Origin of the sequence: Acidovorax sp. WCS2018Noco2-16 (assembly GCF_031843945.1) — a bacterium.
GTDB lineage: Bacteria > Pseudomonadota > Gammaproteobacteria > Burkholderiales > Burkholderiaceae_C > Paracidovorax.
In genome coordinates this window covers 92840-112648 of sequence record NZ_JAVTJJ010000009.1, presented here as the reverse complement: position 1 = coordinate 112648, position 19809 = coordinate 92840, and the positions used below count along the sequence as shown (strand labels likewise).

The following is a 19809-nucleotide window of genomic DNA, read 5'->3' as shown; positions in this document are numbered from 1 at the left end:
GGATAGTGCGCACCGCTTGAGCGCTGAACGAGCGATGCATGCAGGGTAAACCCGAAGCACTGTTGGCTATTGGCTATTGGCTATTGGCGTCGCGCAGCGCCAGTGCGGCCTCCACGCGCAGTTGTTCCTCGGGCGAAAAGAGTTGCTCGCGCAAGCGTTGCAGTGCGGCGCCTTCCCCATCGCCCGCGCGTGCTTGTTGATATTGGTTCAGCCGGTCTTGCCACTGCCTTTCCTCGCTGTCGCGCCGGGCCAGCGCCTGGGCCGCCGCATCGCCATAGCGGGCGCTGCGCTCGGCCAGGCGCGTGGCGGCGTCGGCCTGGCGGGCATCCAGGGCGGCCGTCTGTTCGGCTGCTGCCAGGTGCGCAACGGAGGCTTGGCGCGCGGCGCGCATGGGTGCGGGCAAGGTGGCTTCCGCAGCGCTCAGCGCCTGGGTGCGTTGCGCCGGTGTCAGGGCGGGGTCTGCCGCGATCTCCAGACGCGCCAGCGTGTGGCGGTCGAGTGCTGCATCGGCGGCAAACAGCGCCTCGTATTCGGGGCCATCAAACAACTGTTGGCGCAGCCGCCCGCGCGCCTGCATCGCATCGCGCACGGCGTGCGGGTCAAACAGATCGGCCGGTGGCGGCACGCGGCCCAGCGCGGTGCGGTAGTCCACGTAGCGCAGCGCGATCGCCAGGGCGCGGTCGCGCACGTCGGCGGCGAAGTGCTGGCCCACCAGCGCCTCCATGCGGCGCTTGAGCGCGGCGGTGTCCTGCGTGTCGATGCCTTCCAGCGCGGCGTTCAGCAGCGCCTCGATCGCATCGCGCAACCCGGGACCGAGCAGTGGGTCGGCCAGCGGGCCGGGCGGCGGGCCCGGCGCACGCGGTGACATGAACGGGTCGGCAGAACCTGCCACCGCGTGCCGCGCGGGGGCGGTGTTCCAGGGCGCTGCGGCGCCGGGCGGGGCTTGCGCTGCCGCGCTATCCGGCGGCTGCGCACGGGTGGCAAGCCAGCCAGCCACGCCAAGCGCCACCACAGCCGCCAGCGCCGCGGCCCATCCGGTCACCGACGCCGGGGGAAACCGCTGGCCCAGGCGCGCCATGGCGTCAAAGCCCTTGCGCCTTCAGGCGCTGGGCATGCTGGCGGTACAGCGTCACCGGATCGACGGAGAACAAATCGCGCAGGCCGACGAACTGATTGATCTCGTCCAGATGGTTCTGCCGATAATCGCCCAGGTGCTTGCCCAGGCGCGAAGAGCAGGCCGACACCAGTCCGTCATTGGCCTCGCCGTGCACGGGGGCCAGCAGCGCCAGGAACGCGTCGCTTGGGTCCAGCACGTTCGTGACCGGGCGCGTGCCGGTCCAGGAGTAGTAGCGCACGCCGTTCACCACCGAGGCACCGTCGCCGCAACCGTCGGGCAGGCCTTGGGGAAAGCGGCGATTGAACGCAGCAGCGCCGGAGGTGGTCAGCGATTCGAGGGCCGCCTTCGGCACCTGCGGGTAGTCGGGAGAGCCTGCCAGCAGCGCCAGCAATTGCGCCACGGCCTTGACGGCCTGGTTGGCGACCGATTCCTGCACCGAGCCGGCCGGCAGCACGCCGCGCACCGCATCGGCCACGCGGGAGCCCCGGTTCACGCCCCCGACCGTGGTGACGGACGCCACCAGTTGGGGCGCCACGCCCGAGACGTAGCGCACGGTAGGTCCGCCGTGCGAATGGCCGATCAGGTTCACCTTGGCCGCACCGGTGATCGCGAGGATGTCCTTGACCTGCGCCAGCAGCTGCTCTCCCCGCACTTCCGAGCTGTTGGCTCCCGACACTTCGGCGACGAACACCTGCGCGCCGTCGCGCTGCAGCGCCTGCGGAATGCCGTAGAACATGTCCACCCCCAGCAGCGACTTGAAGCCGAAGAGGCCGTGCACCAGCACGATGGGATAGCGCGTCTGCGTGGTGCCGCTGGCTTGCGCGTGGGCCGTGGAGGTGGTGAAGGTGAAGGCCAGGGCGAAGACCAGCAAGGTGCCGGTCGCCAGCGCCCTTGCCCGCTGAACGTGGCGGAGGATTGTGTGCATGGTGTCTGTCTCCGTTGGTATCGTTGTGAAGCCAGAAAAAGAACGACCGTTCTATTTTGTGCGTCCCATTATTTGCCCCACTTCCTGGGCATTCACCGGGACAAACCCGCAGGCCGGTCGGCCAGGCCCCGCGAAGGCCAGCGCAGTTCGTAGAATCCTGTGCCATGAGCGCTCTTCACGCATTGGACCGGCTTGACCGGGCCATCCTGCGCTGCCTTCAGCTGAACGGCCGCGAAACCTACGATGTGATCGGCGAGCAGGTCGGCCTGTCGCCCAGCGCCGTGCTGCGCCGCGCCAAGCGCTTGGAAGACGCGGGCGTGATCGACCGCTACGTCGCCCTGGTGCAGCCCGAGGCGGTGGGCCTGGGCCTGACCGCCTACCTGAACGTGCGGCTCGAAAAGCACACCGAAAGCCACAAGCGCAACCCGATGGATCTGTTCCGCGCCAGCGTGCAGACCTGGCCCGAAGTGGTGGAATGCGCCGCGCTGACCGGCGAGATGGACTACCTGCTGCGCGTGGTGGTGGCCGACATGGCGCACTACAGCCGCTTCATCATGGACACGCTGCTCAAGCACCCCAGCGTGCAGGACTGCAAGACCAGCTTCGTACTGGACCGGGTGAAGGCGACCACGGCGGTGCCGGTGTAGCCCACGCCGGCCGTGCGTTGACGCGCAGGCGACATCGCTGCAGGCTCTTTTGCTACGTTATTAATAGCTATATGCGCTTGATGGTTAAGCGCTAGAGGCCGATTTGGCTTGAAATCTGAAATTTGCAGGCAAGTGCCGACAAACGACACTGCGATGGGCACGACATCAGGGAAAACCCTAGAATCGCGCCCATCATGTTCCCATCCAAAGACTGGATCCAGACTTCCTGGAACGCGTGCCGCAATCTGATGCGTGCACGCACCGCGCACCGAGGCGCGGCCACGTCTGTGGTGCCCTCACCTCCTGCGGCTGCTTTCGCCTCCTTCGGCGTGGCGATACCCATTCGCTCACTCGGACCCCAGCACCGCGAACGCATCGCCCAGCACCTGCTGCTGCTCGAACCTTCCGACCGCTACCTGCGCTTTGGCTACTCCGCCAGCGACGAGCAGGTGCGCCGCTATGTCGACCAGCTCGACTTTGCGCGCGACGAGATCTTCGGCATCTTCAATCGACGGCTCGACCTGATCGCCACCGCCCACCTGGCCTTCGCCGCGCAGGCGAGCCACCCCGGCTGTGCCGAGTTCGGCGTATCGGTGCTTCGCCGTGCACGCGGCAGGCGCTTTGGTGCGCGGCTGTTCGAGCGGGCAGTGATGCATGCGCGCACGGCCGGCGTCACCATGGTGTTCATCCATGCGCTGTCGGAAAACACGGCCATGCTGAAGATTGCCCGCAATGCCGGCGCCATCGTGCGGCGCGACGGCTCTGAATCCGAAGCCTATTTGCAGCTGAGCCCGCCCGGGCGGGGCACGCGCGTGGCCGAACTCATGACGCTGCACTACGGCGAAGCGAACTACCAGATGAAGAAGCAGGCGCGGCAGTTCTGGGCGTTTCTCTCGGGTGTGCAGGAAGTGCGCCAGGGCGTGCGCAGCGGGCGCCACCAGTCGGCCCAATAGTCCCCGCGGGTCGATCCGCTATCCTTGCGGCTTGTTCAACGACCGCACGTCCTGCATTCCAAGACCGTGGCAGACCCCCACCCGGGGCGCCCTTCCGACAAGGAAGACAAGCGCACCTTTTTGCAGAGATTCGTCGAATTCATCCACCCCGGACCGGATTCGACCGCTGAGCTGATCGCCACACTGGCCGAGGCCGAAACCAACGACGTCATCAACGCGGACGCCCGTGTGATGCTCGAGCGCGTGCTGCGCATGGCCGAGATGACCGCCAGCGACGTGATGGTGCCGTCCACGCGCATGGACCTGCTCGACATCGAGGCGCCCCACGAAGTGCTGATGAACCAGGTGATCGACACCGCGCATTCGCGCTTTCCGGTCTATCAGGACGGGCGCGAGAACATCATTGGCGTGCTGCTGGCCAAAGACCTGCTCAAGCTGCGCCGCGCGCCCGAACTCAACATCCGCGCGCTGCTGCGCCCGGCGGTGTTCGTGCCCGAAAGCAAGGGGCTGAACGATCTGCTGCGCGACTTCCGCAGCACGCGCAGCCACATGGCCGTGGTGATCGACGAATTCGGCCGCGTGGCAGGCCTCGTCACCATCGAGGACGTGCTCGAGCAGATCGTCGGCGAGATCGAGGACGAATTCGATCTTCCTGAAGAAGAGGGCGACATCTTCGGCCTGGCCGACCAGACCTGGCGCGTGAGCGGCGACACGCCGGTCGAGCGCGTGGCCGAGGCCTTCAGCGTGGTGCTGCAAGGCAGCGACCCGGATGAAGACTTCGACACCATCGGCGGGCTGATCGCGCACGAGTTCGGCCACATGCCGCGCAAGGGCGAACAGATCGTGCTGGGCGGGCTGCAGTTCGTGGTGCTGCACACCAAGGGCGGTGCGGTGCGCTGGTTCAAGGTGTCGCCGGCCACCGACGGCGCCGGCGCCGCGTCCGCCGGCTGATGAACTCCCCTTCTTCGCACGCAGCGCCTTCCGCTGCCGCACGCATCGGCGCGCCCGGCCTGCTGTCGCGCGCGCTGCCCTGGCTGCTGGCTGCGGTGGGCGGGCTGGCGCAGGCTGCTTCCATCGCCTGGCCCTGGGGCGGGCAGCCCCTGTGGTGGTTGCAGGTGCTGTCGCTGGCGCTGCTGGCGCGGGTGTTGGTGGCAGCGCCCACGGGCCGGCGCGCGGCGGCGCTGGGCTGGCTGTTTGCCACCGTGTGGCTGACGGGCACGTTCTGGTGGCTGTTCATTTCCATGCACACCTATGGCGGGCTGGCGGCGCCGCTGACCGTGCTGGCCATCGTGGGTCTGGCTGCTTTCCTGGGCAGCTACTACGCTGTGGTTTCAGGGTGTTTCAGGGCTCTAGCGCCCGTCAATAGAGCGCTGGCAGCTATCCTTTTTGCAGCATTCTGGCTGTTGGCCGAATTGGCCCGCGGCATTTGGTGGACGGGCTTTCCTTGGGGTGCCGGCGGCTACGCCCATGTGGACGGCCCGCTGGCCGTGCTGGCGCGCAGCGTGGGCGTCTACGGCATCGGCTTTGTCGCCGCGGCGCTGGCCATGGGCATTGCGCTGCTGCGCCGGGCCGATGCGCGCCGACGCGGCGTGTGGGTGCTGGCCACCACCGCCGTGCTGGCCTGGGCGGCCCTGTCTGCCCAGCGCCACTGCGCCGTGGAGCTGTGCCACACGCCGATGGAGCCGCCCCGCACGCTGTCGCTGGCGCTGCTGCAGGGCAACATCCCGCAGGACGAGAAATTCCAGCCGGGCAGCGGCGTGCCGCTGGCGCTGCGCTGGTATGCCGAGCAGCTGAACGCCGCCACCGCATCCCTGGTCGTCGCGCCTGAAACGGCGATTCCGCTGCTGCCGCAGCAACTGCTGCCGGGCTATCTGGAAGGCATCACGGCGCGCTATGCCAGCGGCCGGCAGGCGGCGCTGGTCGGCATTCCGCTGGGCAACATGGATCTGGGCTATACCAATTCGGTCATCGGCATGGCGCCGGGCCAGACCGGGCCGTATCGCTACGACAAGCACCACCTGGTGCCGTTCGGCGAATTCATTCCGCCGTTCTTTCGCTGGTTCACCGAGCTGATGAATATTCCGCTGGGCGACTTCAACCGCGGCGCTGTGGGCCAGCCGTCCTTCGCGTGGCAGGGCGAGCGCATCGCGCCCAACATCTGCTATGAAGATTTGTTCGGCGAAGAGCTGGGCGCGCGCTTTGCCAACGCGGCCACGGCGCCGACGGTGATGGTCAACTTCAGCAACATCGGCTGGTTCGGCGACAGCATCGCCATTGACCAGCATCTGTCCATCAGCCGCATGCGCACGCTGGAGTTCGAGCGCCCGATGGTGCGCGCCACCAACACTGGCGCCACCGCGGTCATCGACCACCGGGGCCGCGTCACGCATGCGCTGGCGCCACACACGCGCGGCGTGCTGCTGGCCGACGTGCAGGGCCGCAGCGGCGCCGTCACGCCATTCGCCTGGTGGGTCTCGCGCTGGGGGCTGTGGCCCTTCTGGGCGCTGGGCCTGGGCGTGGCTGCCGCGGCGTGGATCGCGCGGCGGCGCCGCTGAGGCTTTTTCCGCTTTCGGATTTACCCCGCGGGCTGCGCATGCGGCCTGCCCAGCGTCTGGCTGAGCAGCCCCGGCAAGGACGCCAGCAGGCGCGCGGCCTGGCGGTCGGGCGGCCGACGGGCCGCGTGATAGGCGTAGAACGGGATCGGCGGCAAATCGCGCACCGGCACGGCGGCCATGGTGGCGGCGTCCAGGTTGCTGGCGGTGAGGAAGTCGATCATCGTCCAGCCCATGCCGCGCTTGACCAGTTCCAGCGCCAACCGCGATGTCTGCACCTGAATGCCCAGTTCGTGGTGCACGCCCAGCTGGCGCGCCAGCTCTGCCATGTGCGGGCGCATGGGGTCGTCGCCCAGTAGCGGAATCATGGGCGTGTTGGCCAGGAAGGTGATGGGATCGGACCGGTTCACGCGCACGGCGCGCAGCCAGATCTCGCGCGTGACGGCGATGAAGAGCGGCCCGCTCACCAGCATGTCGCTGTGCACCTGCGGGTGCGGATGCGGGTAGAAGCCCAGGCCGAAATCGACGGCGTGCGTCAGCAGGGCCTGGGCCATCTGGTCCTGGTGCAGCGTGCGCACCTCTATCTGCACGCGCGGTGCGCGCAGGGCGTGCTGCTCCAGCACGGCGGGCAGGAATTCGTGCGTGACCGATGGAATCGCGGCCAGCCGCACCAGGCCGTCTTCGGGCTGGCGCAGGTTCAGCGCGGTGTGGCGCAGCTCGTCGAGCTGGCGGTGGATCTGGCTGGACGCGGCGAACAGCGCCTGCGCCTCGGGCGTGGGCACCAGTGTGCCCCGCACGCGGCTGAACAGGGGGTAGCCCAGTTGCAGCTCGGCATGGGCGATGGTCTTGCTGACGGCCGATGGCGTGATGCAGATCAGACGCCCGGCAGCGCTCATGTTGCCCGTCTGCATGACGGCCTGGAAGACTTCGAGTTGCCGCAGGTTCATGGGAAAAGAAGGTCCAGGCTGGTGTTTTCCCGGATATGACTTCCCGTCACACCCGGGCGGCGATTATTCCCCACCCGGCCGGCGCCGCCTTCCTACGATACGGCACCCGCAGCGATCAGCGCGGGGACCGGAGCGGGGCTGCAGCGCAACGCGCGCTGCACGCCGCCGCATCTGCTGGCACATAACGACATATTTCTGAATCTTCTGGAGGATCGACACCCATGTTTTCGCACCTGAAACTCAAGCGCCTGTTGGCCGGCGCCGCCTTTGCCGCCTGGGCCATCGCCGCCCCCGCGCAGCAACTGGCACCCGCCACGCAGCCGGTTCAAGCGGCCGTCGTCGCCAAGCCGAACGTGGTGGTGCTGGCCACCGGCGGCACCATCGCGGGTGCGGGCGCTTCGGCGGTCAACAGCGCGTCGTACGCGGCCGCCAAGGTGCCGGTCGACAAGCTGCTGGCCGGCCTGCCCGAACTGGCCAACGTGGCCACGGTGCGGGGCGAACAGGTGTTCCAGATCGCGTCCGAGAGCTTCACCAACGCGCAGCTGCTCACGCTGGGCAAGCGCGTGTCCGCACTGGCCAAGCAGGCCGACGTGGACGGCATCGTCATCACCCACGGCACCGACACGCTGGAAGAGACGGCCTACTTCCTGAACCTGGTGGTGCGCACCAGCAAACCCATCGTGGTGGTGGGCTCGATGCGGCCCGGCACGGCGCTCTCGGCCGATGGCGCGCTCAACCTGCTGAGCGCGGTGACGGTGGCGGCCAGTCCGGAATCAGCCGGCAAGGGCGTGCTGGTGACCATGAGCGATGAAATCCAGAGCGGCCGCGACGTGGTCAAGGGCGTCAACATCAAGACGCAGGCGTTCCGCAGCCAGTGGGGCCCGCTGGGCATGGTGGTGGAAGGCAAGAGCTACTGGTTCCGCGCGCCCGTCAAGCGCCACACCGCGCAGTCGGAATTCAACATCGACGAGATCGACACGCTGGCGCCGGTCGAGATCGTCTATGGCTACGGCAACGTGCCGCGCTCCACGATCGAATCGGTGGGCCGCACGGGCATCAAGGCGCTGATCCATGCAGGCACGGGCAACGGCTCGGTGGCCGACCGTGTGGTGCCTGCGCTACAGGAATTGCGCGGCCAGGGCATTCAGGTCGTGCGCTCTTCGCGTGTGGCCGACGGCTTCGTGCTGCGCAACGCCGAGCAGCCCGACGACAAATACGACTGGGTGGTCGCGCATGACCTGAACCCCCAGAAGGCGCGCATTCTGGCCGCCGTGGCGCTCACCCGCCCGCAGACCAGCCAGGAATTGCAGCGCATCTTCTGGCAGTACTGAGCCCGCTTTGAGCTAGCCGGGACGGTGGTTTGGAACCCATGGTGCACCGGCGCTCAGCCTGCGCGTCTGGGGTCACCGCAGTGCAAAAGCCCCTTCATGGGGCTTTTGTTGGTTTCGGCCTACCGACAAATGTCATGCAACGCAGGCAGGATAGGTAGAGTCCCTTGGCCCTGCCGCATGGTCGGGCCTCCGCAAGCCTTGATAATGCGGGGCTGTGGCCCGGCACAATACGGGCGCGCACCTGCTGACTTTTTCTTCCTTCCGACTCTTCTCACCCCCTCCCCCGCGACGGCAAGGCGCCGATCTGGAGCACGACTGACAATGGCTGATTCCTTTTCCTATGAACAACTGATCGCCTCGGGTGAAGGCCGGCTGTTCACCCCTGACAGTGGCCGTCTGCCACTGCCGCCCATGCTGATGTTCGATCGCATCACGCACATCGACACCGACGGTGGCGCCCACGGGCTGGGAAAGATTCGCGCCGAACTCGACATCAAGCCTGATCTGTGGTTCTTTGACTGCCACTTCCAGGGCGACCCGGTCATGCCGGGCTGCCTGGGGCTGGACGCCATGTGGCAGCTGATCGGCTTTTACCTGACCTGGCTGCAACTGCCGGGCCGGGGCCGCGCACTGGGCGCGGGCGAAGTCAAGTTCACCGGCGAAGTCGGCCCGAACGTGAAGCTCGTCACGTACGAGATCGACATCAAGCGGGTCATCAAGCGCAAGCTGGTCATGGCGATTGGCGACGCCCGCCTGCTGGCCGACGGCCAGGAAATCTATGTGGCCAGCGACCTCCGCGTGGGCCTCTTCAAGCGTGAAGAAGGCGGGAAGGACGGAGCGCCCGCAGCGGGAGCATCGGCATGACCACGAAGAAGCGCGTCGTCGTTACGGGTGCGGGCATCGTCTCGTGCATCGGCAATGATCAGCAGGCAGTGACCACGTCGCTGCGCGAAGGCACCTCCGGCATTCGTGCCATGCCCGAGTTCGCCGAACTCGGCCTGCGCAGCCAGGTCGCCGGCATTCCCCAGATCGACCTGGACGCACTCATCGACCGCAAGCAACGCCGCTTCATGGGCGATGCGGCGGCGTATGCCTATCTTTCGCTGAAAGACGCCATCGCGCAGTCGGGCCTGGCGCCCACCCAAGTCTCGAACCCGCGCACCGGCCTGATCATGGGCTCGGGCGGCGGCTCGCCGGCCAACCAGATCGAGGCGGCCGACACGCTGCGCTCCAAGGGCATTCGCCGCGTGGGGCCTTACCAGGTCACACGCTGCATGGGCTCGACGGTGTCGGCCAACCTGTCCACGGCGTTCGCCATCAAGGGCATCAACTTCTCCATCACGTCGGCCTGCAGCACGTCTGCGCACTGCGTGGGCATGGCGGCGCAGCAGATCGCCTTCGGCCTGCAGGACGTGATGTTCGCGGGCGGCGGCGAGGAGCTGTCCTGGGGCCTGGCCACGCTGTTCGACGGCATGGGCGCCATGTCGGCCAAGTTCAACGACACGCCCGAGAAGGCCTCGCGCCCCTACGACGTGGACCGCGACGGCTTCGTGATCGCCGGTGGCGGCGGTGCGCTGGTGCTGGAAAGCCTGGAGCACGCCCAGGCCCGCGGCGCCACCATCCTGGCCGAGATCGTCGGCTTCGGCCTGTCGTCGGACGGCGAAGACATGGTCGCGCCCTCGGGCGACGGCGCCATCGCCTGCATGCGGCAAGCCATTGCCGAGGCGGGCGGCGGCACCATCGACTACGTGAACACGCACGGCACCTCCACCCCCGTGGGCGACCTGCCCGAGCTGCGCGCGCTGCGCGAAGTGTTCGGCGATGCGGTGCCGCCGTTCTCGTCCACCAAGTCACTCACCGGCCATTCGCAGGGCGCGACGGGCGTGCAAGAGGCGATCTACTGCATCTACATGCTGCAGGGCGGTTTCATCGCCGGTTCGGCCCACATCGAGAACCTGGACCCGGCCGCCGAGGGCATGCCCATCGTGCGCACCTCGCGCGATGCCGAGCTGACCACCGTGCTGTCCAACAGCTTCGGCTTTGGCGGCACCAACGCCAGCCTGGTGCTGCGCCGTTGGTCAGAGTGACGTGAACCCCGCAACGCCCCCTGTGGCGCGTTGCTATAAAAATAATAGCTGTTAGCGCTTGATACATAAGCGCTAGCGGCTATTTTTGCTTTGAACTGCGGCGCTGTGGCGTGTGGAAATCGACGCGCCGGCCGTGGCTCGTAAAATCGACCGTTTCGCGCGCGCCTGCGTGCCTCATCCCTTACCCAACCGCATGGCCCCTGCCATGCCAGACACACGCATGTTGACCTTCCAGCAAATCATTTTGAAGCTGCAGTCGTACTGGGCTGAACAAGGCTGCGCACTGCTGCAGCCCTACGACATGGAAGTGGGCGCCGGCACCTCGCACACCGGCACCTTCCTGCGCGCTTTAGGCCCCGAGCCCTGGAAGGCCGCCTACGTGCAGCCCAGCCGCCGCCCCAAGGACGGCCGCTATGGCGAGAACCCCAACCGACTGCAGCACTACTACCAGTTCCAGGTCGTTCTCAAGCCGGCGCCGGCCAACATCCTGGAGCTGTATCTGGGCAGCCTGGAAGCGCTGGGGTTCGACCTGAAGAAGAACGATATCCGCTTTGTCGAGGACGACTGGGAGAACCCCACGCTCGGCGCCTGGGGCTTGGGCTGGGAGGTGTGGCTCAACGGCATGGAGGTGACGCAGTTCACCTACTTCCAGCAGGTCGGCGGCATCGACTGCAAGCCCGCCACGGGCGAGATCACCTACGGCCTGGAGCGCCTGGCCATGTACCTGCAGGGCGTGGACAACGTCTACAACCTGACGTGGACCGAGGGCCTGAGCTACGGCGATGTGTACAAGCAAAACGAGGTGGAGCAATCCACCTACAACTTCGAGCATTCCGACGCCGACTTTCTGTTCACCGCGTTCACGGCGCATGAAAAGCAGGCCCAGCACCTGGTCGAACAGCAACTGGCCCTGCCTGCCTACGAGCAGGTGCTGAAAGCCGCGCACAGCTTCAACCTGCTGGACGCGCGCGGCGCCATCAGCGTGACCGAGCGGGCCGCCTTCATCGGCCGCATCCGCAACCTGGCCCGCGCCGTCGCCAAGAGCTACCTGGACAGCCGCGCGCGCCTGGGCTTTCCGATGGCGCCCAAGGACTGGGCCACCGAAGTGCTGGCCGACCTGGCGAAGGCCGAGCAGCAGCAACAGAACAAGAAGGCCGCCTGAGGGCGCGGCGCGGAGCACTGAAAAGCATCACCATGACCCATCCGAATCTTCTCGTTGAACTGTTCGTCGAAGAACTGCCCCCGAAGGCGCTGCAAAAGCTGGGCGACGCCTTTGCCGGCGTGCTGTTCGAACAACTCAAGGCCCAGGGGCTGACCGCTGCCGACGCGCGCTTCACCGCCTACGCATCGCCGCGCCGTCTGGCCGCGCACATCACCGAAGTGGCCCCGGCCGCCGACGACAAGGCCGTGTCGCACAAGCTCATGCCGGTGGCGGTGGGCCTGGCTGCTGACGGCACCGCCACGCCCGCGCTGCTGAAGAAACTGGCCGCACTAGGCGCCGACGCATCGGCCGTGGCCGGCCTGGCGCGCGTGAATGACGGCAAGGCCGACGTGCTGTTCTACAACAGCACCGCCCGCGGCGCGACGCTGGCCGACGGTCTGCAGAAGGCGCTGCATGAAGCCATCGCCAAGCTGCCGATCCCGAAGGTGATGCGCTACCAGCTGGCGGACGGCTGGAGCAGCGTGAACTTCGTGCGGCCCGCGCACGGCCTGGTCGCGCTGCATGGCACCGAGGTGCTGCTGTCGGTGAAGGCGCTGGGCCTGTCCGCCGGCAACACCACGCAGGGCCACCGCTTCGAGGCGGCCGTCGACCCGGTGGTCATTCAAAGCGCCGACAGCTACGCCGCGCAGCTCAAGAGCGAAGGCGCCGTGATCGCCAGCTTTGCCGAGCGCCGTGCCGACATCGTGCGCCAGCTGCAGGCCGCCGCCGAGCGCGTGGGCGGTGGTGTGCGCCCCATCGACGACGATGCGTTGCTCGATGAAGTGACCGCGCTGGTCGAGCGCCCGAACGTGCTGGTGTGCGAATTCGAAAAGGAATTTCTGGGCGTGCCGCAGGAATGCCTGATCCTCACGATGAAGGCCAACCAGAAGTACTTTCCGCTGCTGGACGCTCAGGCTAAGCTGACGCACCAGTTTCTGGTGGTCAGCAACATCAGCCCGTCGGATGCGAGCGCCGTCATCGGCGGCAACGAGCGCGTGGTGCGCCCGCGCCTGGCAGACGCCAAGTTCTTCTTCGACCAGGACCGCAAGAAGACGCTGGCCTCGCGCGTCGAGAGCCTGGGCAAAGTGGTCTATCACAACAAGCTCGGCACGCAGGGCGAGCGCGTGGAGCGCGTGCGCGCGATCGCCAAGGCCATCGCCGTGCAGCTCTTCAACAACATCAGCCACCAGAACCCGGCGCTCGATACCGACGAAGGCGACATCGCCCGCGACTACCTGCTGGAGTGCGTGGACACGGCCGCGCGGCTGGCCAAGACCGATCTGGTCACCGACATGGTGGGTGAGTTTCCTGAGCTGCAGGGCATCATGGGCGGCTACTACGCCGCCAACGACGGCCTGGCGCACGAGGTGGCCCATGCCATCGAAGACCACTACAAACCCCGCTTTGCCGGCGACGAGCTGCCACGCGAGAACGTGGGCGTCATCGTGGCGCTGGCCGACAAGCTGGAGACGCTGGTCGGCATGTTCGGCATCGGCAACCTGCCCACCGGCGACCGCGACCCGTTCGCGCTGCGCCGGCATGCGCTGGGGGTGATCCGGATGTTGGTGGAACGCGATTTGCCGATAGGTTTGGATGACTTGATCGGCAGCACCATTCGAGTGTTCAACGAGTTGATGATGAACAAGGGCGTCACTGTGGGCACGAGTACCTCGCCGCCCGGTGTCTATCCTGCGATTGCCTCCAAGCACACTCAGCAGCATCTTGAATTTGCTACGCGAGATACCGCCGATGCTCTTGGCTCCTTCATCTACGACCGCCTCGCCGGCAGCCTGCGCGAGCAGGGCTACAGCGCACAGGAAGTCGATGCCGTCATCGCCCTGCGTCCGCAGCGCCTGTCCCTGGTGCAAAAGCAATTGGCGGCGGTGCGTGCCTTCTCCGCGCTGCCGGAGGCTCCGGCCCTGGCAGCGGCCAACAAGCGCGTGGGCAATATCCTGAAAAAAGCCGAAGTCGCCGGCCCGGTCGACCCGCACGTCAACCCCGATCTGCTGCAGGAAAAGGCCGAGCAGGACCTGTACGCCGCGCTGCAGCGCTTCGTGCCCGAGGCCAATGCACAGTTCGACGCGGGCGATTACACCGCCAGCCTGCAGACGCTGGCCGTGCTGCGCGCGCCGGTGGACGCGTTCTTCGACGACGTGATGGTCAACGCCGAGCAGATGGACCTGCGCCTGAACCGCCAGGGTTTGCTCAAGAGCCTGCACGACGCCATGAACCGCGTGGCCGACCTGTCGCGTCTGGCTGCCTGATTTCCGTCCTTTCACACCACACCCGCCGCGCCATGAAAATCGCCATCCTCGACCGTGACGGCACGCTCAACGCCCTGGGTGAGGACTTCATCGCCTCGCCCGATGACTGGGAGCCCGTGCCCGGTGCGTTCGAGGCCGTGGCCCGGCTGAACCGGGCCGGCTGGCATGTGGTGGTGGCCACCAACCAGCCGGGGCTGGGGCGGGGTTTGTTCGACGTGCTGGCGCTCAACGCCATCCACGCCAAGATGCACCGGCAGATGGCGGCGGCGGGCGGGCGCATCGACGCGGTGTTCTATTGCCCGCACGCCGACAGCGAACCCTGCACCTGCCGCAAGCCCTTGCCCGGGCTGATGGAGCAGATCCGCGACCGCTATGGCGTGGAGGGTGCGGACGTGCTGGCCATCGGCAGTTGCGCGGCCCACCTGCAGGCGGCGGCCGCCATGGGGGCGCGACAACTGCACGCCGTGTGCACGGGGCGGGCGGCCGATCTGTCACCCGATGGGGCGTTGCCAGAAGGCTGGCCCGCAGGCAGCCGGCTTCACGCCAGTCTGACGGTGCTGGTCGACACGCTGCTGGACGCCGCCGGCGCCACCCGCCCCTGGCCCGCGCCCGATGCGGGCGGTGTATTGAGCGTCGCCGTCTAGTGCTATAAAAATAGTAGCTACTCGCGCTTTATGGATAAGCGCTAGAGCCCTAAAACACCTTAAACCCTGGCGCAAGACGGCAGCACCCACCCACCATGGCCTTCCTCAGATCACTCGTTCATCTGCTGTGGATGACCGCCACGGTGGTGCCCTATACGCTGGCGATTTTGCTGGTGCGCGTGTTCGGCGCCAGCAGCCGCACGCGCTACCGCATCGCGCGTGCCTGGCTCAAGCTGAGCGTGGACGCGGCGCGGGTCTTCATCGGCATTCGCACCCGCGTGACTGGCATGGACAACTTGCCCACCGATCCAACGCAGGGCGTGGTGCTGCTGGTCAAGCACCAGTCCACTTATGAGACGTTTCTGATGCCGGCGATCATGCCGCGCCCACTGGCCTACGTGTTCAAGAAGGAGCTGCTGCGCATTCCGTTCTTCGGCTGGTCCATCGGCAGCCTGGACATGATCCACATCGACCGCGGCCAGCGCGCCCTGGCTTTCGGCAAGGTGCTGCAGCAGGGGCGGCGGCTGCTGGCGCAGGGCACCTGGGTGATCATGTTTCCCGAAGGCACGCGCGCCGCGCGGGGCGAGCGTGGGCAGTACAAGAGCGGCGGCGCACGCCTGGCCATCGAAGCCGGCGTGCCGGTGGTGCCGATCGCCGTCACCTCCGCCAAGGTCTGGCCGCGCAAGGCCTTCGTGAAGCGGCCCGGCATCGTCGATGTATCCATCGGCCGCGTCATCCCCACCACCGGCCGCGAACCCGACGAGCTGATGCACGAGGTGGAGGAATGGATCGAAGCCGAGATGCGCCGTCTGGACCCGGATGCCTACCGACCCGGCGCCGCCGGTGTGGCGGGCATGGATGAGGCAGGGCGCTGACCGATGCAGCGGCTGGTGCAGCTGGCGCTGGACCTGTGGGGCAGCGGTGCGCCGGCTGCGCCTGATGCGAAGGCCGCGCCAGGTTTGAAGCCAAATCGGCCTCCAGCGCCCGATGTAAAAGCGCAGTCAGCTATTCATTTGGTAGCAGATCAACCTGTTGCTTCGCCGGCACGCCCGATCGCATCGCCGCCACCCGCACCCCTGGGCACGCTGCTGACGCCCGCCATCTTTCGCCACCCCCTTGCCCAGCGCGAGGTGCTGCTGGGCGACGCGCTCATCGGCTACGCACTGCAGCGGGCGCGCCGACGCAGCATTGGCTTTACCGTCGGCCCGGACGGCTTGGCCGTGCGTGCGCCTGGCTGGGTCACCATCGCAAGCATCGAGCAGGCGCTGCAGGAAAAGTCTGACTGGATCCTGCGCAAGCTGGCCGAAGCCCAGGCGCGGCAAGACCGGCAGGCGAGCGGCCGCATCGTCTGGCGCGACGGCGCCGTGCTGCCGTACCTGGGCGAGCCGCTGACGGTGGTGCTGGACCCGACGCACGGCTTTACCGGCAAGGGCGCGGCGCTGGTGGAGGGCGCGGCGGGCGCCTCGCCCGCCTCATCGGCCAAAACCGCACGCACGCTGCACGTCGGCCTATCGCGCAGCGCCACGCCCCAGCAGATCCGCGACGCCGTGCAGGCCTGGCTGATGCGCGACGCGCGCAGCCACTTCATGCGCCGGCTCGACCACTTCGCGCCGCTGCTGGGCGTGCGCTGGACCAGCCTGCGCCTGTCGAGCGCCGAAACCCGCTGGGGCAGCGCCAAGGCCGACGGCTCCATTCGCCTGAACTGGCGGCTGCTGCACTACCGCCCGGCGGTGATCGACTACGTAGTGGCGCACGAGCTGTCGCACCTGCGCGTGATGGACCACAGCCCGCGTTTTTGGGAGACGGTGGCGAGTGTGATGCCCGACTACGCCGGCCTGCGCAACCAGCTGCGCGATGAGCCGGCGCCGCTCTGGGAATAGCGCGGCGCTGGCGCTTGGGGGCGGTTTGCCCATGACGCTTCCATGGCGGGCAAAGCCTCTGACAGAATGCCTCGCATGACCCAGACGAACGATTCCTCATTCCCATCTTCCGTCCCGTCCGCCCCCGCAGTGGACGCACCACGCCCGGCCGAAGGCTACGCCGGCGACGTCACGCCGCAGCTGGCCTGGCAGTGGGTGCAGTCCGGCGAGGCCGTGCTGATCGACGTGCGTACCGACGCAGAGCGCGACTGGGTCGGCTTCGTGCCGGGTGCGGTCGCCGCTGCCTGGAAGCACTGGCCGGGCATGGTGCCCAACCCGGCCTTCGACGACATCCTGCAGGCTGCGGTGCCGCCCGGCGGCAAGGCCGTGCTGCTGTGTCGCAGCGGTGTGCGCTCGGTCGCGGCAGCGCGCCGCGCGGCCGAGTTGGGCATCAGCGCCTATAACGTGTTGGAAGGCTTCGAAGGCGACGCCGACGAGAACGGCCACCGCAACCTGCGCGGCGGCTGGCGGTTTCGCGGGCTGCCGTGGCGGCAGGGGTGAGCTAGATCGCCCGGCTGCTGCCTAGTCGCGGCTGGCAAACGACCAGCGCTTGTGGCCCAGGTAGCTGGTGAAGACCGGCACCACCACGCCCACGGCGTGGGCAATCTCGTGCACGAATCGCTCCACGCCCAGCGCGGGCAACACATAGCGCGCCAGCAGCATGCTCACGCCCCAAGTCTGGGCCACGGCCACCAGGTTGACCAGCACGAAGAACAGCACCGACTTGTGAGTCTGCTGGCGGCTGTCGGTGAACACGAAGGCGCGCGCCAGCAAGAACGCGGTGACCATGCCGACACCGTAGGCCAGCACCACCGCCCATGAAAACGGCATCCACTGGTTCAGCACGATGCGGGCGCTGAAGTTGGCCAACGCGGCGACCCCGCCCGTGACTAAGAAGGCCACGAACTGGCGCGAACGGAAGAGGGCGAACATGCGATTTTTCAGGCAGCGGGCGCCGATGCAGCAGCCTGCCGTGCCATCTGGCGGCCGAAGCCGATGCTCTCGGAAATGCCGCGATCCTCGGGGTAGTAGTACGAGGTGTCGGCCACCCACAGGCCGCGCACGGGCAGTTCCACCGGCGGCAGGCTGTCCAGGTAGTTGGGCGGGCAGATCGGCTGCGCATGCCGGTAGCGGCTGGCCCGCATGGCCAAGAAGTCGCCGTCCTGCAGATCGGGGTTGATGGTGCGCAGGTAGCGCCGCACCTTGTCCAGGAAGGCCTGGTCGGGCTCGGCGTAGGTCGGGTGCTCGCCAGGCATGTAGAAGGGCACGTAGACGATGGATTCAGGCAGCGGGCGCAGGTTGCTGTATTCCACCAGGCCCGGAATGTCCATGTCCGGGTCGTTCACGTTGAGCCAGAAGTTGCCCGTGAGCGGCTTGCGCAGCTTGACGATCACGCAGACAACGGCAATGTTCTTCAAAGCAGCAAAGCGCTCGCGCACGTCGGCCGGCAGCCCTGGCATGAGGCGCGGCACGTAGGGCAGCGGTACGGTGCTGATCACCTTGTCGAAGGCCTCGAAGCCCTGCGCTGTTTCCACACCCTGCACACTGCCGCCTTCGATGCGCACCTGCGTGACGGGCGTGGACAGGCGGATCTCGCCACCGTGCGCGCGGATGTCGGCCGCCATGCCGTCCAGCAGCGTGGCCGAGCCGCCTTCCAGGTGGCCGAGCTGCTCTCGCATCAGGCTGTAGCGCGAGCGGCCGATGCGGCGAATGCGGCTCCAGATCCAGGCGGCCGACAGGTTGTCGGCATAGTCGTAGAACTTGTAGTCGAAGAGCCGGCGCCAGAGCACGTCGTAGGCTTCCTGGCCCACCCAGCGGCGGATCCAACCGGTGGCCTCCACGCCATCCAGCGGCTTCCAGTCGGTGCGCTTGGTGGAGAGGAAGGCGTGCAGTCCGTAACGAAACTTGGCGACCAGGCCCAGGCCCTTGAAGCGCAGCAAGGCCACCGGGTTGCCCCAGGCCTGCAACTGCTTTTGGTACCAGTAGCCCATGCGGGTTTCGCGCCAGCGCATCTTGTCCGCCAGGCCCAGCTCGTCGAGCACCTGCAGGAAGGCGGTGTCGGACGTGCAGTGGAAATGGTAGTAGCGCTCGATGGGCAGACCGTCGAAGTCGAACATGGCCGTCATGCCGCCGACGCGGTCGTCGGCCTCGAAGATGACGGGGCGATGCCCGTCGCGCGCGAGCTGGTAGGCCACGGCCAGGCCCATGGGGCCGGCGCCCAGCACCGCAATCCTTTGGCCCGGCTGAGGATGGGAGAAGGAGGAAGAAGGCTGTGCGCTCATCAGAACTCCAGCACCACGCGGCTGTACTCCGGGTGGTGGAAGGTTTCGTGAATGGCCTCAGCAAACGGTGTGGCACGCACGCCAAAGATGCCTGGCCAGTCGATTACCTCGAATTCGTCATGCGCCACCAGCGCCTTCAATTGGTCGGCGGTGAAGGGCGGGTCGCGGTCGAAAAGCGCCCAGGTCTTGAGCAGCAGATAGAAAAGCCCGTAAGGGATCTTCACGATGGCGGCCTTGGCACCTGTGGCGTTCTTGATGGTGCGGATGATGTCGATGTAGTCGACCTTCTCCAGCCCGGTGATGTTGAAGATGCCGCCCACGCGGCGTTCTTCGATGCAGCGCACGATGATGCGGCAGAAGTCGGCCGCATAGAGCGGCTGGCGCATGTACCGGCCGCTGCCGGGAATGGGGAAAACCGGCACTTTGCGCATGAAGCGTGACAGCCATCCCAGGTGTTTGCGGTCGAACCAGCCGAACATCAGGGTGGGCCGCAACACCACGCAGGGAATGCCGCTGGCCAGCACCATCTTTTCCTGCGCGCGCTTGGTGTCGGTGTAGTGGTCTTGCGCCACCGATTCCACCACCGACGAGCTGATGTGCACGGTGTGCGGGATCTGGTGGCGCTGGATCAGCGCGAGGATGCGCTCGGTCGAGGTGAGGTTGTTGCGCACGAAGGGCTCGACCAGGGGCGCGCCGATCTGCGCCTGCAGCATGACCACGGCATCGGCGCCTTCAAAGTGGTGCTCCCAGTCGCCGGGCTCGGCCAGGTCGGCATGCTCGGCCACGATGTCGGGGTGCATATCGCGCAGGATGGCGAGGTTGGCGGTGTGTTTGTCGAGTACGACGAGGTTGTGATAGCCGTGGAGCTTCAGGTGCGCGACGAGGTTCTGCCCGACGAGGCCGGCGCCGCCGGGGAGAAGGATCTTGGGGGAGTTCATGG

General features: G+C 67.2%; 19 protein-coding genes. 13 read left to right on the top strand and 6 right to left on the bottom strand.

Annotated features, from left to right (window positions below; all coding sequences use genetic code 11):
• Positions 1–73: 73 nt before the first annotated feature.
• Positions 74–1078, bottom strand: coding sequence for a lipase secretion chaperone (locus tag RQI28_RS16250; RefSeq protein ID WP_311222602.1), 1005 nt, complete (start codon positions 1076–1078; stop codon positions 74–76).
• A gap of 4 nt (positions 1079–1082) precedes the next feature.
• The gene (locus tag RQI28_RS16245) at positions 1083–2042 is read right to left on the bottom strand and encodes a triacylglycerol lipase (protein WP_311222601.1); all 960 of its coding nucleotides are present in this window, start codon (positions 2040–2042) and stop codon (positions 1083–1085) included.
• A gap of 164 nt (positions 2043–2206) precedes the next feature.
• Here RQI28_RS16245 and RQI28_RS16240 point away from each other — a divergent pair, with 164 nt between their 5' ends.
• The 4 genes from RQI28_RS16240 to lnt all read left to right on the top strand — a co-directional run bounded on the left by RQI28_RS16240 (position 2207) and on the right by lnt (position 6197).
• Positions 2207–2689, top strand: a complete 483-nt coding sequence (locus RQI28_RS16240; RefSeq protein WP_311222600.1) for an Lrp/AsnC family transcriptional regulator — start codon at positions 2207–2209, stop codon at positions 2687–2689.
• 194 nt (positions 2690–2883) lie between these two features.
• Positions 2884–3642, top strand: coding sequence for a GNAT family N-acetyltransferase (locus RQI28_RS16235; protein ID WP_311222599.1), 759 nt, complete (start codon positions 2884–2886; stop codon positions 3640–3642).
• A gap of 66 nt (positions 3643–3708) precedes the next feature.
• Entirely contained in the window at positions 3709–4593 is an 885-nt protein-coding gene (locus tag RQI28_RS16230; protein ID WP_311222598.1) for a transporter associated domain-containing protein, read from the top strand.
• Positions 4593–6197 carry an apolipoprotein N-acyltransferase gene (gene lnt / locus RQI28_RS16225; RefSeq protein ID WP_311222597.1) on the top strand — a complete coding sequence of 535 codons (1605 nt, stop codon included), beginning with the start codon at positions 4593–4595 and terminating at the stop codon, positions 6195–6197. Before RQI28_RS16230 ends, lnt begins: the two co-directional genes overlap by 1 nt.
• Before the next feature lie 20 nt (positions 6198–6217).
• Here lnt and RQI28_RS16220 read toward each other — a convergent pair whose 3' ends face one another.
• Positions 6218–7141 (bottom strand): LysR family transcriptional regulator, encoded by a 924-nt coding sequence (locus RQI28_RS16220; protein WP_311222596.1) that lies wholly within the window; start codon positions 7139–7141, stop codon positions 6218–6220.
• A gap of 221 nt (positions 7142–7362) precedes the next feature.
• Between RQI28_RS16220 and RQI28_RS16215 the strand changes: the two genes are divergently transcribed.
• The 9 genes from RQI28_RS16215 (at position 7363) to RQI28_RS16175 (ending at position 17088) form a co-directional block, all read left to right on the top strand.
• Positions 7363–8472: a type II asparaginase gene (locus RQI28_RS16215; RefSeq protein WP_311222595.1), complete on the top strand. Its 1110-nt coding sequence runs from the start codon at positions 7363–7365 to the stop codon at positions 8470–8472.
• A gap of 321 nt (positions 8473–8793) precedes the next feature.
• Positions 8794–9336: a 3-hydroxyacyl-[acyl-carrier-protein] dehydratase FabA gene (fabA, locus tag RQI28_RS16210; protein ID WP_311222594.1), complete on the top strand. Its 543-nt coding sequence runs from the start codon at positions 8794–8796 to the stop codon at positions 9334–9336.
• On the top strand, positions 9333–10559 hold the full coding sequence (fabB, locus tag RQI28_RS16205) for a beta-ketoacyl-ACP synthase I (RefSeq protein WP_311222593.1): 1227 nt from the start codon (positions 9333–9335) through the stop codon (positions 10557–10559). The genes fabA and fabB overlap by 4 nt, the downstream gene beginning before the upstream one ends.
• Before the next feature lie 220 nt (positions 10560–10779).
• Positions 10780–11721, top strand: a complete 942-nt coding sequence (gene glyQ / locus RQI28_RS16200) for a glycine--tRNA ligase subunit alpha (RefSeq protein WP_311222650.1) — start codon at positions 10780–10782, stop codon at positions 11719–11721.
• Positions 11722–11753: 32 nt separating this feature from the next.
• The gene (gene glyS / locus RQI28_RS16195; protein ID WP_311222592.1) at positions 11754–14024 is read left to right on the top strand and encodes a glycine--tRNA ligase subunit beta; all 2271 of its coding nucleotides are present in this window, start codon (positions 11754–11756) and stop codon (positions 14022–14024) included.
• 32 nt (positions 14025–14056) lie between these two features.
• On the top strand, positions 14057–14668 hold the full coding sequence (gene gmhB / locus RQI28_RS16190) for a D-glycero-beta-D-manno-heptose 1,7-bisphosphate 7-phosphatase (protein WP_311222591.1): 612 nt from the start codon (positions 14057–14059) through the stop codon (positions 14666–14668).
• 95 nt (positions 14669–14763) lie between these two features.
• Positions 14764–15543, top strand: coding sequence for a lysophospholipid acyltransferase family protein (locus RQI28_RS16185; RefSeq protein WP_311222590.1), 780 nt, complete (start codon positions 14764–14766; stop codon positions 15541–15543).
• A gap of 3 nt (positions 15544–15546) precedes the next feature.
• Positions 15547–16548, top strand: coding sequence for a SprT family zinc-dependent metalloprotease (locus RQI28_RS16180; RefSeq protein ID WP_311222589.1), 1002 nt, complete (start codon positions 15547–15549; stop codon positions 16546–16548).
• 75 nt (positions 16549–16623) lie between these two features.
• A complete protein-coding gene (locus RQI28_RS16175; protein WP_311222588.1) occupies positions 16624–17088 on the top strand; it encodes a rhodanese-like domain-containing protein in 465 nt (154 codons plus the stop codon).
• Positions 17089–17109: 21 nt separating this feature from the next.
• On the opposite strand, the gene RQI28_RS16170 is transcribed toward RQI28_RS16175, so the two are convergent.
• From RQI28_RS16170 to RQI28_RS16160, 3 genes are read right to left on the bottom strand one after another with little or no spacing between them, the layout of a single operon-like run.
• A complete protein-coding gene (locus RQI28_RS16170) occupies positions 17110–17520 on the bottom strand; it encodes a GtrA family protein (RefSeq protein WP_311222587.1) in 411 nt (136 codons plus the stop codon).
• Between the two features lie 8 nt (positions 17521–17528).
• Positions 17529–18869, bottom strand: a complete 1341-nt coding sequence (locus RQI28_RS16165; protein WP_311222586.1) for an NAD(P)/FAD-dependent oxidoreductase — start codon at positions 18867–18869, stop codon at positions 17529–17531.
• Positions 18869–19807 carry an NAD-dependent epimerase/dehydratase family protein gene (locus tag RQI28_RS16160; RefSeq protein ID WP_311222585.1) on the bottom strand — a complete coding sequence of 313 codons (939 nt, stop codon included), beginning with the start codon at positions 19805–19807 and terminating at the stop codon, positions 18869–18871. The genes RQI28_RS16165 and RQI28_RS16160 overlap by 1 nt, the downstream gene beginning before the upstream one ends.
• Positions 19808–19809: the final 2 nt, after the last annotated feature.